This is a genomic window from Rhodococcus (subgen. Prescottella) equi (assembly GCF_003013675.1).
GTDB lineage: Bacteria > Actinomycetota > Actinomycetes > Mycobacteriales > Mycobacteriaceae > Prescottella > Prescottella equi.
Genome location: NZ_CP027793.1, coordinates 1,780,376 through 1,794,623, shown reverse-complemented (window position 1 = coordinate 1,794,623; position 14,248 = coordinate 1,780,376). Strand labels below are relative to the sequence as shown.

Annotated in this window: 9 protein-coding genes; 3 read left to right on the top strand and 6 right to left on the bottom strand. The window is 69.5% G+C overall.

Features of this window, described 5'->3' with window-relative positions; all coding sequences use genetic code 11:
• Window positions 1-42 precede the first annotated feature (42 nt).
• Complete coding sequence (locus C7H75_RS08555; protein ID WP_106851217.1) at window positions 43-1,410, top strand: HNH endonuclease signature motif containing protein; 1,368 nt, start codon at window positions 43-45, stop codon at window positions 1,408-1,410.
• Here the strand turns inward: C7H75_RS08555 and C7H75_RS08550 are convergent.
• Genes C7H75_RS08550 through C7H75_RS08540 form a run of 3 tightly spaced genes read right to left on the bottom strand, consistent with a single transcriptional unit; the run spans window position 1,394 to window position 6,636 of the window.
• Window positions 1,394-4,264, bottom strand: coding sequence for an AfsR/SARP family transcriptional regulator (locus C7H75_RS08550; protein ID WP_013415457.1), 2,871 nt, complete (start codon window positions 4,262-4,264; stop codon window positions 1,394-1,396). The two genes, C7H75_RS08555 and C7H75_RS08550, sit on opposite strands and share 17 nt — an antisense overlap.
• A gap of 53 nt (window positions 4,265-4,317) precedes the next feature.
• Window positions 4,318-5,451 (bottom strand): acyl-CoA dehydrogenase family protein, encoded by a 1,134-nt coding sequence (locus C7H75_RS08545; RefSeq protein WP_106851216.1) that lies wholly within the window; start codon window positions 5,449-5,451, stop codon window positions 4,318-4,320.
• 9 nt (window positions 5,452-5,460) lie between these two features.
• A complete protein-coding gene (locus C7H75_RS08540) occupies window positions 5,461-6,636 on the bottom strand; it encodes an acyl-CoA dehydrogenase family protein (protein WP_064058786.1) in 1,176 nt (391 codons plus the stop codon).
• 222 nt (window positions 6,637-6,858) lie between these two features.
• Here C7H75_RS08540 and C7H75_RS08535 point away from each other — a divergent pair, with 222 nt between their 5' ends.
• Complete coding sequence (locus C7H75_RS08535) at window positions 6,859-7,278, top strand: Hsp20/alpha crystallin family protein (RefSeq protein WP_005514353.1); 420 nt, start codon at window positions 6,859-6,861, stop codon at window positions 7,276-7,278.
• A 44-nt stretch (window positions 7,279-7,322) separates the two neighbouring features.
• On the opposite strand, the gene ppsA is transcribed toward C7H75_RS08535, so the two are convergent.
• Window positions 7,323-9,641, bottom strand: coding sequence for a phosphoenolpyruvate synthase (gene ppsA / locus C7H75_RS08530; protein ID WP_106851215.1), 2,319 nt, complete (start codon window positions 9,639-9,641; stop codon window positions 7,323-7,325).
• Window positions 9,642-9,883: 242 nt separating this feature from the next.
• On the opposite strand from ppsA, the gene C7H75_RS08525 reads away from it, so the two are divergent.
• Window positions 9,884-10,519 carry a response regulator gene (locus C7H75_RS08525; RefSeq protein ID WP_064058792.1) on the top strand — a complete coding sequence of 212 codons (636 nt, stop codon included), beginning with the start codon at window positions 9,884-9,886 and terminating at the stop codon, window positions 10,517-10,519.
• Between the two features lie 7 nt (window positions 10,520-10,526).
• Here the strand turns inward: C7H75_RS08525 and C7H75_RS08520 are convergent, their stop codons facing one another.
• The gene (locus C7H75_RS08520; protein WP_081122942.1) at window positions 10,527-13,145 is read right to left on the bottom strand and encodes a cation-translocating P-type ATPase; all 2,619 of its coding nucleotides are present in this window, start codon (window positions 13,143-13,145) and stop codon (window positions 10,527-10,529) included.
• Window positions 13,123-14,154 carry a 1-phosphofructokinase family hexose kinase gene (locus tag C7H75_RS08515; RefSeq protein ID WP_005514358.1) on the bottom strand — a complete coding sequence of 344 codons (1,032 nt, stop codon included), beginning with the start codon at window positions 14,152-14,154 and terminating at the stop codon, window positions 13,123-13,125. Before C7H75_RS08515 ends, C7H75_RS08520 begins: the two co-directional genes overlap by 23 nt.
• Window positions 14,155-14,248 lie beyond the last annotated feature (94 nt).

Below are 14,248 nucleotides of genomic sequence, written 5' to 3'. Positions count from 1 at the left end.
TCTGCCATTGACTCGAACATACGTTCGACCTAAGCTCGTGTCATGAATCCGGGGGGACTCAACAAATCGGGCATCGCGGCCACCGCGCTGCAGCCTGCCGAGGTGCGTCGACTCGTCGAACCCGAGCTCGTGCGGTCGGTTATCGAGATGTCTCGCGAGATCGACCGGCTGGAGGCCCTCAGGGCCGTCGCGGTCGCCGAAATCGATGAGCGCGCAGTCTCGTTCGACCCCCTCGGATTTCGCAGTGTCAAGCAGTGGCTGGCCGCGAACACGTTGCTGGAAGTACCGGCCGCTGCACGGATCCTCGCATTGGGCAGGATGCTCAGCCGGCAGCCCGAGATCGCTGACGCCTTCAATGCCGGCGATATTTCGGCCGAGCATGCGGCGTTGATCGGGAAGTTCTGCGAAACCCCGCCGCGCGGCATGCCGAACGAAGCGCTTGGTTCGTGCCGGAAGGTGTTGCTGGACGCCGCGTCCGGACCCACCGCCACCACCATGACGGTCCGCACCTGCATCTCCCGGCTCGAGCGGATCTTCGAATCCGACGAACTCCCACCCAGCGAAGACACCGAACGCAACGAGTTCCACGCCTCGAAAACCCTGAACGGACGGGTCTCGGTCAAGGGTGACCTCGACGCCGTCACCGGCGAAATGCTCCTGACCGCACTGTCCGCGCTGACCAAACCACGGAATCTCCTCGACGACCCCGCCGAGAAACGCACCCCCGCACGGCAGCGGGCGGACGCGTTCGCGGAGATCCTGCGCCGCTACCTCGACTCCGGCGACGCGCCGATCGAGGGCGGGGAGCGGTCGCACCTGTCGCTGCATGTGAACGCCAGCGATCTCGCGCGTGCCGACGCGGATCACCAGCGGACGGGCGCCGACAGTGATCCGGATCTGTTCGGCGACAGAGATGTTGCGCGCATGCCGCATATGGGGCCACTTTCGATCGCGACCGCACGACGGCTTGCCTGCGACTGCCACCTCACCCCCATCGTCATGGACGACGGTGTCCCGCTCAACCTCGACCGCACCAGCAGAACCGTGTCGAAGAAACAGCGCCGCGCGTTGATCGCCCGCGACCACGGCTGCGCCTTCCCCGGCTGCGGCACACCACCCGCCCACTGCGAAGGCCACCACATCAAGCATTGGGCAGACGGTGGACCCACCGACCTCGACAACCTCGTCCTACTCTGCCGCTACCACCACACCTTGCTGCACCACAGTCACTGGGACGTGAAAATCGGCGTCGACAGAAAGCCGTGGTTCACCCCACCCAGCACCGTCGACCCCCACAAGAAACCCATCCCCGCCAACGGCCGCGCCGGACCCCGAGCGGCCTGCCCGGCGGCGCCCAGGCTCGGGTCTTCACCGTCTCGAAAGGGGAATTCTGTCAATGCGATTCGGTGACCGGACCCTCGACGAGTTCTCCCAACAGCCGGTTGACTTCCTCGCGGGTCAAGTGGGCACCCATCGCCGCGTACTGCTCGTATTCCTTGTCGTCGAGCGCATCGTGCACCACGGCCGCCTCGATCGGGCCGTCGATCGCATCGATCCAGGCCGGCAGGAACCCCGCATGCGCGCCGAGAGCGTCGACGGCGCCCATCAGCACCGCACCATCGGCGGGACGACCGGCCGCCGCCAACACCGCCGCGGTCGAGTGGATCATCACCAGCCACGACGTGACGTCGCCTTCCTCCTCCAGATCGGCACGCATCACCCGCATCGTCGCGAGGGCGCCCTCGACGTCGCCCGCATCCGCGTCCGCCTTCATCAACGCCCAGGTCGACGACGTCACCGCCCACCGGTGGCCACACCGCTCCCCGATCCGAATCGCCGCCCGCAACTCCTCCCGCGCGTCCTCGACCTCCCCCAGCGACCGCAGCTGCATGCCGAGCAACATCCGGGCCTCGGCCTCCGCCCACAAGGCGTCATGTTCGACCGCGAGCTTCACCGCATGGCGACAGATCTCGACCGCCACCTCGGGCCGACCCTGAATCGCCACGAAATGAGCTCGCCACGCCTCGTCGCGCGCCACCTCCCCCATCTCCCCGATCGACGACCACAACTGGGCACCACGCCGCACCGAGTCCTCCGCTGTCGACGCATCACCCGTCAGATACGTCAGCGAGGCCAAACCGTCGAGCGCCCGGGCCATCACCCTCGGCTCCGGCGGCCGCCAATCCCCGGCGACGAGATCCAGCGCTCTCCGCAGGAACTGCAAGCCCTCGCCGATATTGCCGATCCGGTACCAGAACCAGGCCAGACGGCCCGCCAACTCGAGGGCGTAATGGGCATCGTCCACGGCGAACGCCGACTCCAGCGCCGCGCGGTGCTCCGCCTGGTCGACCGCGAGGATGTCCACCGCCTGGCCGGCGCGGGCGCTGCGCAGCAACGGCGAGATCGCCTCCACCCGGCCCAGGACGTAGGCGCGGTGCGCCGCCCGGATACCGATCGACTCCGCGTCGTCGGCCTGTTCCCGCGCGAAGCGACGCACCGTCGCGAGCATGCGGTACCGGGTGGGCGCCGATCCGGGAACGACTCGGAGCAGCCCCCGCCGGACGAGCCCCGTCAGCACCATCGACACCTGGTCCACTGCCCCCAGCACACACACCGCGGCCGCGCCCTCCGCGTCGAAGGAGCCGGCGAACACCGAGATGCGACGCAGCAGACGCGCCTCACCGTCCGACAGCAGACGGTTGGCCCAGTCGATCGTGTCCCACAGCCGCCCACGCGGGCCGATGGCGGGGTTCGGCGTGCCGTGCAGCAGCGTGAAGTGCGTGGCGAGGCGCTCGACGATCTGTCGCTCGGTGAGCCACCGCAGCTGCGCCGCCGCGATCTCGATCGCGAGAGGCAACCCCTCCACCGCGCGGCAGATCGTCCGAACCGCGTCGGAGTTGTGCGAATCCAACTTCCACGACGCGGTCACTCCCGCGGCGCGTTCGGAGAACAACTCGACCGACGCACCGTCCACCGGCAGGGCCGTCACCACCAGGACCGCCTCGCCCTCGACACCGAGCGGGTCCGCACCGGTGACGATGATCCGCACGTCCGGGCACTCGGCGACGATGGCGCGGGCCACGTCGGCCGCGTACCCGGCGACGTGCTCGCAGTTGTCGAGAACCAGGACACACGCCCGCGCGGCCAACACATCCGCGAGATGAGTGGCCGACCCGACGCCGGGGAGCGCCAGCATCGTCGCGATCGTCGACGGAATGAGCGCGCCGTCACTGACTTTCGACAGATCCACCACCCACGGTCCGTCGGGGTCGTCCCGTCGACGGCAGGCCTCGACCGCGAGCCGTGTCCGACCGACACCGCCCGGCCCGACGAGCGTGACCAGCCGCCCCGTCTCGAGAAGTTCCATCAGCTCGGACACTTCCCGCTCACGGTCGATGAGGCGGGTCCGCGGCGCCATCAGGTTCGATCCGCGAGACTTCCGCGGCTCGGACACCCGGGCGGATTCGAGGTACACGGCGTCGTTCGCGAGGATCGCGGTCTCGATGCGCCGGAGGGCGGGACCGATCTCGCAGCCCAGCCGGTCGTCGATGATCGCGCGGCACCTGCGGAGCGCAGCCAGTGCGTGCGCGTGCTGTCCCGACCGGGCCAGACCGAGCACCAGCACTTCCCACGCGCGCTCGTCGAGCGGGTGGTCCGCGACGAGCGCTTCGGCCTCCACAGCGGCCGCGGCCGGCGCCCCGCCGTCGAGTTGCGCCGTGGCCAGGGACATGCGCGCCCCGAATCTGAGGGTGGTCAGCCGGAACACTTCGGTTTCGATGAACACCGTTTCGGAGAAGGCCGTCGGCGGGATCCCCGCATAGGCGATGCCCCGCCACAGCCGCAGCCCCTCGCGGTAGGCGTCGGCGGCGGCGTCCGGCGCGGCCGACACCATCGCGTCCCCGCGGCGCACCTCGGCGACGAAACGCCGAGAATCCAACGCATCCGGGTCGACGAGCAACTGCACCCGTGTCCCGTCGCGGACCAGGACCCGCTCCCCCTCCGCAGCACCGGCCTCGAGTCGCTGCTGCAACCCCTCCAACAACCCGACGAGCGGATCGGGGCCTCCCTCGACCTGCCCGTCGCCGGCCGCCGCTGCCCCGGTGTACCGCACCTGCGCACGCAGCCGTTCGATGTCGACCGAGTGCGGGAAGGCGACGAGAAGCGCGGCGAGCAATGCACGCTGCTGGGTGTCGAGCGCGATCGGATTGCCATCGCGACGCACCGTGACGGGACCCAGGACCGCGAACTCGAGCCCGTCCGCCATCGGTGACTCCCTTCGATCCGATCACCCAGTGGTTTCGTCCGCTTGCATGTCCGTCAGTCGGTGACGTTCACCATGTCGTGGCCCGCGACGTCGGCCGCGAGCACCCGGAGGTGGTCGTCGACGGAACCGAGAGTGTGCTCGATCGCAGTCAACCTCGACACGTAGTGCCCCACCGAGTACTCCGCCGTCATGCCGATGCCGCCGTGCATCTGGATCGCTTCCTGCCCGATGTGACGGGCGGATCGGCCGACCCGCAACTTCGCGCGGGACGCCACCATGGGATCGACCACACCGTCGGCGAGAGACATCGTGGCGTACTGACTCATGCTGCGCGCCAGTTCGAGTGAGACGTACATGTCGGCGGCGCGCTGCGTGAGTGTCTGGAAGCTGGCCAGCGGAACACCGAATTGCTTTCTGGTTCTCAAGTATTCGGTGGTCAGGCGTAGCGCCTCCTCCATCGCACCCACGGCCTCCGCACACAACGCCACCTGCGCGCGCACCTGCGCCGCACCGATCGCGGCCACCGCATCGTCACCGCTTCCCAACGGTTCCGCCGGCGCGTCGTGCAGTTCGATCTGTGCACCGCGGCGCCCGTCGTGGGTCGCGTACGGCTTCCGGGACACGCCCGGGGTGCCGGCGTCGACGAGGAACAGACCGATTCCGCCGTCGGGAAGCTCTGCCGACACCACCACGGTGTCCGCACAGTCGCCGTGCGGAACGGGGTTCTTGGTTCCGCTGACCGTCCACGAATCGCCCTGCCGCACAGCGGTGGTGCGCACAGCCGTGGTCGGCACCCGTTGCCCGGGTTCGGCGTGGGCGAACGCGAGCAGGATCGCGCCACCCACCGCATCGGGAAGGATCTTGCGGCGCTGGGCCTCGCTGCCGACGTCGGCGATCAGACTGCCCGGCAGCAGCACGGCGTCGAGGACCGGTTCGGGCGCGAGCCGCCGCCCGAGTTCGGTCATGACGATCCCGACCTCCACCGGACCGGCGCCCGAACCGCCGTCGTCCTCGTCGAATCCCAGTCCGAGGAGACCGGTCTCGGCCAGCCGACGCCACACGTCGTCCCGCCAGCCGCGGGGCGTCTCCTGAGCCGCGGTGAGCTGCTCGAGGTCGTAGCTGCGGTCCAGCAGTTCCCGCGTCGTGTCACGCAGTAGCTTCTGCTCGTCGTTCAGATCGAAATCCATGTCGCCGCCTCACAATCCGAGGATCGACGATGCGATGATGCTGCGCTGCACTTCGCTCGACCCGCTGTAGATGGACACCTTGCGGTAGTTGAGATAGGTAGGCGCCGCGCGCTGAGCCCACACCGGGGAGTCGATCTCCTCCCCCGCATCGAACGGCAGCGAGTCCGGGCCGGCGATGTCGACGAGCAGTTCCGTCGCGGCCTGCTGCAGTTCCGACCCGCGGAGCTTGAGCAACGACGACGCCGGGTCCGGTTTGCCGTTCGCGGACGCGGCCACCACCCGGAGCTGGGTCAGCTCGAGCGCGAGCAGTTCGTTCTCCAGCTCGGCCACCCGCGCAGCGAACAGCGGGTCGTCGAGCAGTGACCCCGAACCGAGCGGAGTCTGCGCGGCGCGCTCCTTCGCCCGGGCGAGCCGAACCTTGGTGCGGCCCACGCCGGTGACGCCCGTCCGCTCGTTGCCGAGCAGGAACTTGGCGTAGCTCCAGCCCGCGTTCTCCTCTCCCACCAGATTCGCGGCGGGGACGCGGACGTCGTCGAAGAACACCTCGTTGACCTCGTAGCTGCCGTCGATGAGCTTGATGGGCCGGACCGTGACGCCCGGCGACGCGAGATCGATCAGCAGGAACGAGATGCCCGCCTGCTTCTTCGGTGCATTCGGGTCGGTCCGTACCAGACAGAAGATCCAGTCGGCGTACTGCGCGAGTGTGGTCCACGTCTTCTGTCCGCTGACGATGTAGTCGTCGCCGTCACGCACCGCACGAGTCTGCAGTGACGCGAGATCCGAGCCCGAGCCGGGCTCCGAGAAGCCCTGGCACCACCAGATGTCCAGGTTCGCGGTGGCCGGGAGGAAGCGCTCCTTCTGCTCCTCGGATCCGAACGCCGCGATCACCGGCCCCACCATGTTCGCGTTGAACGCGAGCGGTTCCGGGACGGCGGCGAGCTGCATCTCGTCGAGCCAGATGTGCCGCTGAATCGCCGTCCAGTCCCGTCCGCCCCACTGCACCGGCCAGTGCGGTACGGCGAGACCCGCCGCGTTGAGGATGCGTTGCGTCGCGACGAGATCGTCCCGGCTCACCGAGCCGCCGGAGGCCACCCGCTCCCGGATCTCGGACGGAATCTCCGTCCGGAAGAACGTGCGCATCTCGTCCCGAAAAACACGTTCTTGCGGGGTCAACGCCAAATTCATCGATGGTTACCTCCACGCGCGCGGATCCGGACCGGTCCTCGATGCGAACGTTACCCTCCGGGCATGCGCAAACAGGAGTCTTTGCGTACGCGTCGGCCGATCACCCGGAGAGGTCGCCATTGCACGGTTGGTGACCAACGACCCTGCCCCCACGGCGACCACCGGAGTCGAATGGAGGAGCAGCCGGTTCCGCGGCTGTGAGCCGAGCGAGGAGTAGTGGTCATGTCCGACGTTCCAGCCCGCCGCCGGTCGGTCTTCCCCGACCTGACCGAACTGTTCGATGCCCTACCCGTCACAGGGTTCCGTCCGCCGTTCGGCGGCAATCTGATTCGAGTCGAGGACCGCGTCGAGGACGACAAGTACGTTCTGCGTGCCGAGTTGCCCGGACTGAACCCGGAAGACATCGAAGTCAGCGTCGAGGACGGACGACTGACGATCGAGGCCGAACGCACCGAGGAGCGATCGGAGAGCGGCCGCTCGGAGTTCTCCTACGGATCGTTCAACCGATCCGTGACGCTGCCGGCCAATGCCGACGAGGACCGGGTCGAGGCCAGTTACGCAAAGGGGATCCTCGAGGTGACCGTCGGTCTGTCGACGTCCGGATCCGGCGCACGGAGCATCGAGGTCAAGTCCGGCGACTGACGGGCATCACTGTCGGCGCCGAGGCGCTGCTCACTAGGCGCTGCTCACTCCACAGCCGAGGCGGTGCGCGCGTGATCGAGCAGGATCCGCCGCTCGGCCGCAGCGACGACGCGGCGGGTACGGACCGCGGAGTCGGGGGTGACCGACACGGAAGTGATACCCCGACGAACGAGATGCTCGGCGAGCCCCGGATCGGTGGAGACCGCCTGACCGCACAGGGACGTCGTCATACCCACCCGCCGCGCGCGATCGATGATCCGGTCGATCGCATCGAGTACCGCCGGATCCATCGTGTCGAAGAGGTCCTTGCAGACCTCGGAGTCGCGGTCCACCCCGAGCATCAACTGGGTGAGGTCGTTGCTGCCGATGGACACCCCGTCGATCCCGAGGCGGGCGTACTCGGGGATCCAGTACGCCACCGACGGCACCTCCGCCATGATCCAGCGGTGCATGCGGCGGTCGGAGCCCAGTGGATGCGCGTCGAGTTGGGCGAGGCATTCGGCAAGCTCCCAGCGGGTGCGCACGAACGGGATCATCAGGTGCACGTTCGGCAGGTGCTTCCGCACGCGATGCAGAACGTCGAGGTCGAGCGCGAACAGGTCGGGATCGCGCACGTACCGGAAGCAACCGCGGTACCCGATCATCGGGTTGTCCTCGTCGGGTTCGACGTCGCCGCCCTCGAGTTCGGCGAACTCGTTCGAGCGTAGGTCCACCGCCCGGTAGACCACCGGCCGCGGCGCGAAGGCGCCGGCGATGTGCTCCACACCGGCGGCCATCTCGTCCACGTACTCGTCACGTCGCCCCGCGGCGACCATAGCGGTCGGGTGCTTGCCGCCGAGCGCGCCCGTGATCATGAACTCGGCGCGCAGCAGGCCCACCCCGTCGACGTCGGAGGCGGCCACCGACTCGGCGGCCTCGGGCGTCGCCAGGTTGACGTACAGCGCGGTGGCCGTCGGCTCCGACACGGCTCGAGTGGACGCGGTGGGAACGGCGGGCTCGGTGCGAGCGGGGCGGGACGACGTCGCCGCCCCGGCGTACACCGCCCCGCTGTCGCCGTCGACCGTGATCACGGTGCCATCGGTGACGACCTGCGTGGCGTCGTGGGTGCCGACGACCACGGGGCGTCCGAGCTCGCGCCCGACGATCGCCGCGTGGCACGTCACTCCCCCGCCGTCGGTCACGATCGCGGCGGCCCGGCGCAGCACCGGCAGCCAGTCGGGACGGGTCATCGGTGCGACGAGGATGTCACCGTCGCCGAGCCGGCCGGAGTCCTCGAGCGCGGTCAGTACCCGGGCGGTACCCGTGGCAGTGCCCGGACCGGCGCCGAGACCGCGGACGAGTGGTGTCCCGGTTCCACCGGCGGGATCGGCGGACGGCACGCCGTCGGCGTCTCCCAACGTCGTGATCGGTCGCGTCTGGACGAGCCACACGTGGTCGTCCTCGACCGCGAACTCGAGGTCCTGGGGTGCGCCGTAGTGCCGCTCCACGGCGGCGGCGATCTTCGCGATCTCCCGCACCTGTTCCGCGTCGAGCACCTGCCGGGTGCGCTCGTCGGGAGTCAACTCCTCCCGCCGATCGCCGTCGGGACCCGGTCGGATGGCGAACGCCTGCGCGCCGATGTGTTTGTCGGTGAGCGTCGGACCGTCCTTGTCCACCACATAGGTGTCGGGCTCGACCTGTCCGCCGACGATCACCTCCCCCAGCCCGAGCGCGGCCTCGACGACTATCCGGTCCCGGTTGCCGGTGCGGGGGTCGGCCGTGAACGCGACCCCGGAACGGTCCGAGCGCACCATGCGCTGTACGACGACCGCGATGGACGGCTCGTCGGTGTAGCCGCGCAGACTGCGGTACGTCAGGGCTCTCGGAGTCCACAACGACGCCCAGCACGCTCGCACGGCGTCGATAAGGGCCTCGTCGCCGACGACGTCGGTGTAGCTCTCGTGAATGCCTGCGAAGGATGTGTCGGCGGCGTCCTCGGCGGGCGCCGAGGACCGCACCGCGACGGGAACGTCCGAGCCGAGATCGGCGTAGGCCCCGCAGATCTGTGCGCGCATGTCGTCGGGCAGGGCCACGCCCCGAACGAGATCCTGTAGTTCCCGCGATTCCCTGGCGAGGACCGCGTCATTCTTCGACCGCGCAGCGGCGTTGCGTTCGACGAGCTCCCCTCGGATTCCCGCGGCGTCGACGGCCTCGAGATACGCCTGGGCGGGAATCGCGAAAGCCGGCGGTACCGGGAAGCCCGCGCGACTGAGTTCGCCGAGATTGGCGGCCTTGCCACCCACGGAGCGGGCGTCCGCCGGTCCGAGTCGGTCGATCGACGCGGTACACCGCGGTCGGGTGTCCGGGGCCGGCTGCGCAGTCATCTTCGCTCCTCGACGAGGGTGCGGTGTCCTGTCCCTTCCCAGGAAACACCTGTGGCGGGCGGTCGGACAGGGCCCAAGGTCCTCGGCCGTACCGCGACCGCGAGCCCTGGGAGATCGCGCCCTGGGAGATATGGGAGGAGTGGGAACGAAGAGCGGTTCGGTAGGGCCGGAAGTCCCGAGAAGGCTTGTCGAGCGGCGGATCGTCGTACCATCAGGTCGTACGCACCCGGGAGGTGCCGAAGATGCTCACAGTGTTCCTTGTCGACGATCACGAGATGGTGCGCCGCGGTCTCACCCAACTGCTCGAGGCCGACGACGACATGCGGGTGATCGGCCAGGCCGAGAGCCGCTCCCAGGCACTCGCGCGAATCCCCGCACTCCACCCCGACGTCGTGCTGCTCGACGTCCGCCTGCCCGACGGCAGCGGCATAGATGTCTGCCGGCAACTGCGGGCCGACATGCCGGATCTGCGCTGCCTGATGATCACCGCGTTCCCCGACGAACGCGCCGTGCGGGAAGCGGTCGCCGCGGGCGCGAAGGGCTACCTGGTCAAGGACATTCGCGGAATGCAACTCGTACAGGCCGTACGCGAGGTCGGTGCGGGCCACGAGATTCCGTTTCCGGTGACGCCCACACGACAGGCCGGCGCCCCCGGCGAACTCACGGCGCAGGAACGCAGGTTGCTGGCGCTGCTCGGCGAGGGCCTCACCAACCGTCAGATCGCTGCACGGATGTTCCTCGCCGAGAAGACGGTGAAGAACTACGTGTCTCGGTTGCTCGAGAAGCTCGGTGTGGAGCGGCGCGCGCAGGCCGCCGTACTGGCCGCCCGGTCGGGTCTGGACGCGTGCAGCGGTCTCACCCCACGACTGCCCCGCTGAGCGAACCTCACCCGGGGGCACGGATCCGTTTGCTCCAGTAGTCGACCGCGAGCAACACGGGCATCCCCGCGACGGCGATCGTCCAGCCGGCCGTCGACGGGGGCGACTGACCCAGCACCGCCGCCACCGGACCGATCGTCAGCAGGCCGATCAGGATGACGAACTCCGCGACCACCGCCCACACCAGCATCCGGTTGCCGAACCAACCCAACTGCCACACCGGTCGAGTAGCGCTGCGACACGCGAAGGCGTTCGCGATCTGGCCGAGGACAACTGCCGTGAACGCCGCACCGGACGCGGTGACCAGGGCACTTCCGCCGGGTGCCCCACCGCCCAGATGCCACCCGGAGATCGTGAGCACGGCGAGAAAGGCCGCCATCTCGGTGAGCGACTCGACCGGACCCAGCACCGCGAACACCCGGGTCAGCAGTGCACGATCCATGAGGTGGCGACGCTCCGGGCGACGTTCCATCACGCCCTTGCTGGGCGGTTCCCCACCGAGGGCGAGCGCAGGCAGTAGATCGGTGACGATGTCGAAGCAGAGCACCTGGAGGACGCCGATCGCGAGCGGGATTCGGCCTCCGGACAACGCCCAGACCACGAACGGGGTGAGTTCGGCGACGTTCGCCGTCAGGTGGTACGTGAGGAATCGCCGGATGTTCGCGTACGTGGCGCGCCCCTGTTCGACAGCCGCGACGATCGTGGAGAAGTCGTCGTCGAGCAGCACCAGATCCGCAGCCGCACGGGCCACGTCGGTGCCGCCCCTGCCCATCGCGACACCGATGTCCGCCTCGCGCAGTGCGGGACCGTCGTTGACGCCGTCACCGGTCATCGCGACGACGTGCCCGCGGGCCTGCAACGCGCGGGCGACCGCCAGCTTCTGTTCGGGTGAGACCCGGCTGACGACGGCTCCGTCGTGGTCCAGCAACCGGCCGAGAGCCTCGTCGTCGGCGGGAAGGTTGCGTCCCTCCACGACCACGGGATCGCCCCCGGAGCCCACCAACCCGATCTCCCGCGCCACCGAGACCGCCGTCGCAGGGTGGTCACCCGTGAGCATGACGACCTTGATGTGGGCGCGGCGCGTGGCCTCGAGCGCGTCGGCGACGGTCGGCCGCGGTGGGTCCTCGATCGCGAACAGACCGAGGAGCGTCAAGTCCCGCTCCGTCGTCGCGACCGATCCGGCGTCCCCGGCGCGCGTGGCCGCGGTCGCCGACAGGTCCCGTTGCGCCACCGCCAGCACCCGCAGTCCCCGCCCCGCCATCTCCTCCACGACGTGGCGTGCGGTGTCGAGCGTGGCGGAGTCCGGGTGCGCACAGAGCGGGAGAACGGAATCCGGCGCGCCCTTGAGCATCAGGACGTGGTTGCACACCACCGATTCGCGACGCCGCCGGGGATCGAACGCGTAGCGACGGTCCGCGGATAGGCGGACCGGGTCGGTCCGGCCCGTCGTGCGGCGGGCGAACGCGTCGATCGCGCCCTCCATCGGGTCGCCCACCACCGTCCAGGTACCGCCGTCACGAACGATCCCCCCTTGCGAAGCGGAGACGGCGACCTGCCCGACGTGCTGCGCGGCCTCGCGCGCGGCGGGTGGTCCGGAGACCTGACCGGTGGGCTCGTACCCCTCGCCCACGACGGCGACGGTCCCGGCGGGCGTCCACGCTTCGACCACCGTCATGCGGTTCTGGGTCAGGGTCCCGGTCTTGTCGGTGCAGATCACCGTGGTCGATCCCAGTGTCTCGACCGCTTCGAGGTGACGGACCAACGCGTGGCGACGCACCATCCGTTGGGCACCCATGGCCAACGACAGCGTCACCGTCGGCAGGAGCCCTTCGGGAACCAGCGCCACGGTGACGCCTACCGCGAACAGGAACCCGTTGTGCGCCGTGGACCCGACCGCCAGGGACAACGCGAAGAAGCCGCAACCGACGACGACGGCGAGAACGGCGATCGTCCGCACGACGCGATGGAGTTCCGCGGCGAGCGGGCTCCGAGGGCGACGAACACCTGCGGTCAGGGCCGCGATGCCGGCCAACCGGGTGTCGGAGGCTGTTGCGGTACACACCGCTTCCCCGTGTCCGGACACCACGTAGGTCCCGGCCGACACGCCCGCCCCGGCCGATCGATGCACCGGCTCGCTCTCGCCGGTCAGCGTCGATTCGTCCACCGCGAGATCGTCGGCCACGATCAGCGTGCCGTCCGCGGGGATCCGGTCTCCACCGGACAGCACCAGGACGTCGCCCACCACCACCTCGGAGGCGTCCACGCTGCGCGCTTCGCCGTCGCGACGGACGGTCACCGCCGACGGCAGGAGGTCCCGGAGCCGCTCCGACGCCTTCTCGGCCCGTTCCTCCTGCACGAACGCGAAGACGCCGTTGACGACGATCACCACGACGATCGCGACCGCCAGTTGCGGCATGCCGGCGAACAACGCCAGGACGGCCGCCACCCAGAGCATGAGCGCGAAGAAGTGGGTCAGTTCGGCCAGCAGTTTGCGCCACGCGGCCGCCGGACGGGCGATCGGCAGGACGTTGGGTCCGTCCGCGCGCAGACGGTCCGCCGCGGCGGTGGAGGTGAGCCCGGACGCCGCGGTGTCGCGAGCGAGTTCAGTAGCGGAGGCTCTCGCCATCGTCCGCTCCGGATTCCGCGGGGCCGGGTTCCACCGGGTCACGGTCCACGGGTTCGCAGTCCACGGGTTCGCAGTCCACGGACACACCCGCGCCGCCGTCGTAGAACGCCTCGATGTCCTCACGGCGGCAGGCACGGGTGCCCGGGGTGGTGAGCATCGCGGCCCCCGCGGCGATCCCGAGGCGCACCGCGTCGTGCAGGGACCGGTTGCGGACGAGGCCGACGGCGATTCCCGCGAGCATCGCGTCCCCGGCGCCGACTCCGCTGCGCACCGCGACGGGGATCGCCGGAAATCGGGTGGCGGTGCTCTGCGTGACCATCAGGGCGCCCCGCGCGCCCAACGACACGATCACCACCTCGCACCGTCCCGCGGTGACCAGTCCGCGGGCCGCGGCGATCTGCTCGGATTCCTGCCCCAGGCTCCGCCCGGACAGCTCCCGCAGCTCACGAATGCTCGGTTTGAGGAGGTATACGCCGGAAGTGCTGTGCCGCAACGACTCTCCAGAAGTGTCGAGCAGGCATCGCGCACCGACGTCGCGCGCCGTCGCAGCCACCCGATCGTAGAAGTCCGGAGAGGTACCCGGGGGCAGCGATCCACTTGCGACGACGTACCTGGCGTCTCGGGCCACTTCCGCGAACGAGGACAGGCACTGCTCCTGCTCGACACGGCTCAGGTGCGGGCCCGGCAGGACGAACCGATACTGCTCACCGGAGGAACGTTCGTCGACGGTGAAGCTCTCGCGCGTGGCGCCGGCGATCGGAACCCGGCGGTTCCACACGCCCTCCCGGTCCAGCAGCGCGCCCAGGACCGCGCCGGTGGCCGATCCGACCGGGAACACCGCGACGACCGTTTCGCCCAGGACCCGCACGATGCGGGCGACGTTGATGCCCCCGCCGCCGGGGTCGTAGCACGGTTCGCCGCAGCGGACCTTGTCGGTGGTCCGCACCCGTTCGGCAGTCGTGGAGATGTCCACTGCCGGATTCATGGTGAGTGTGACGATCGCCGGCATCGCAAGGCGCCTCCTCGGACCCGGACGGTCGGCGCCCGCATCCTCCCATCCGATCGTGAGTGGCCCGCGGAACCGCGAACAGGGCCGAAGGGCC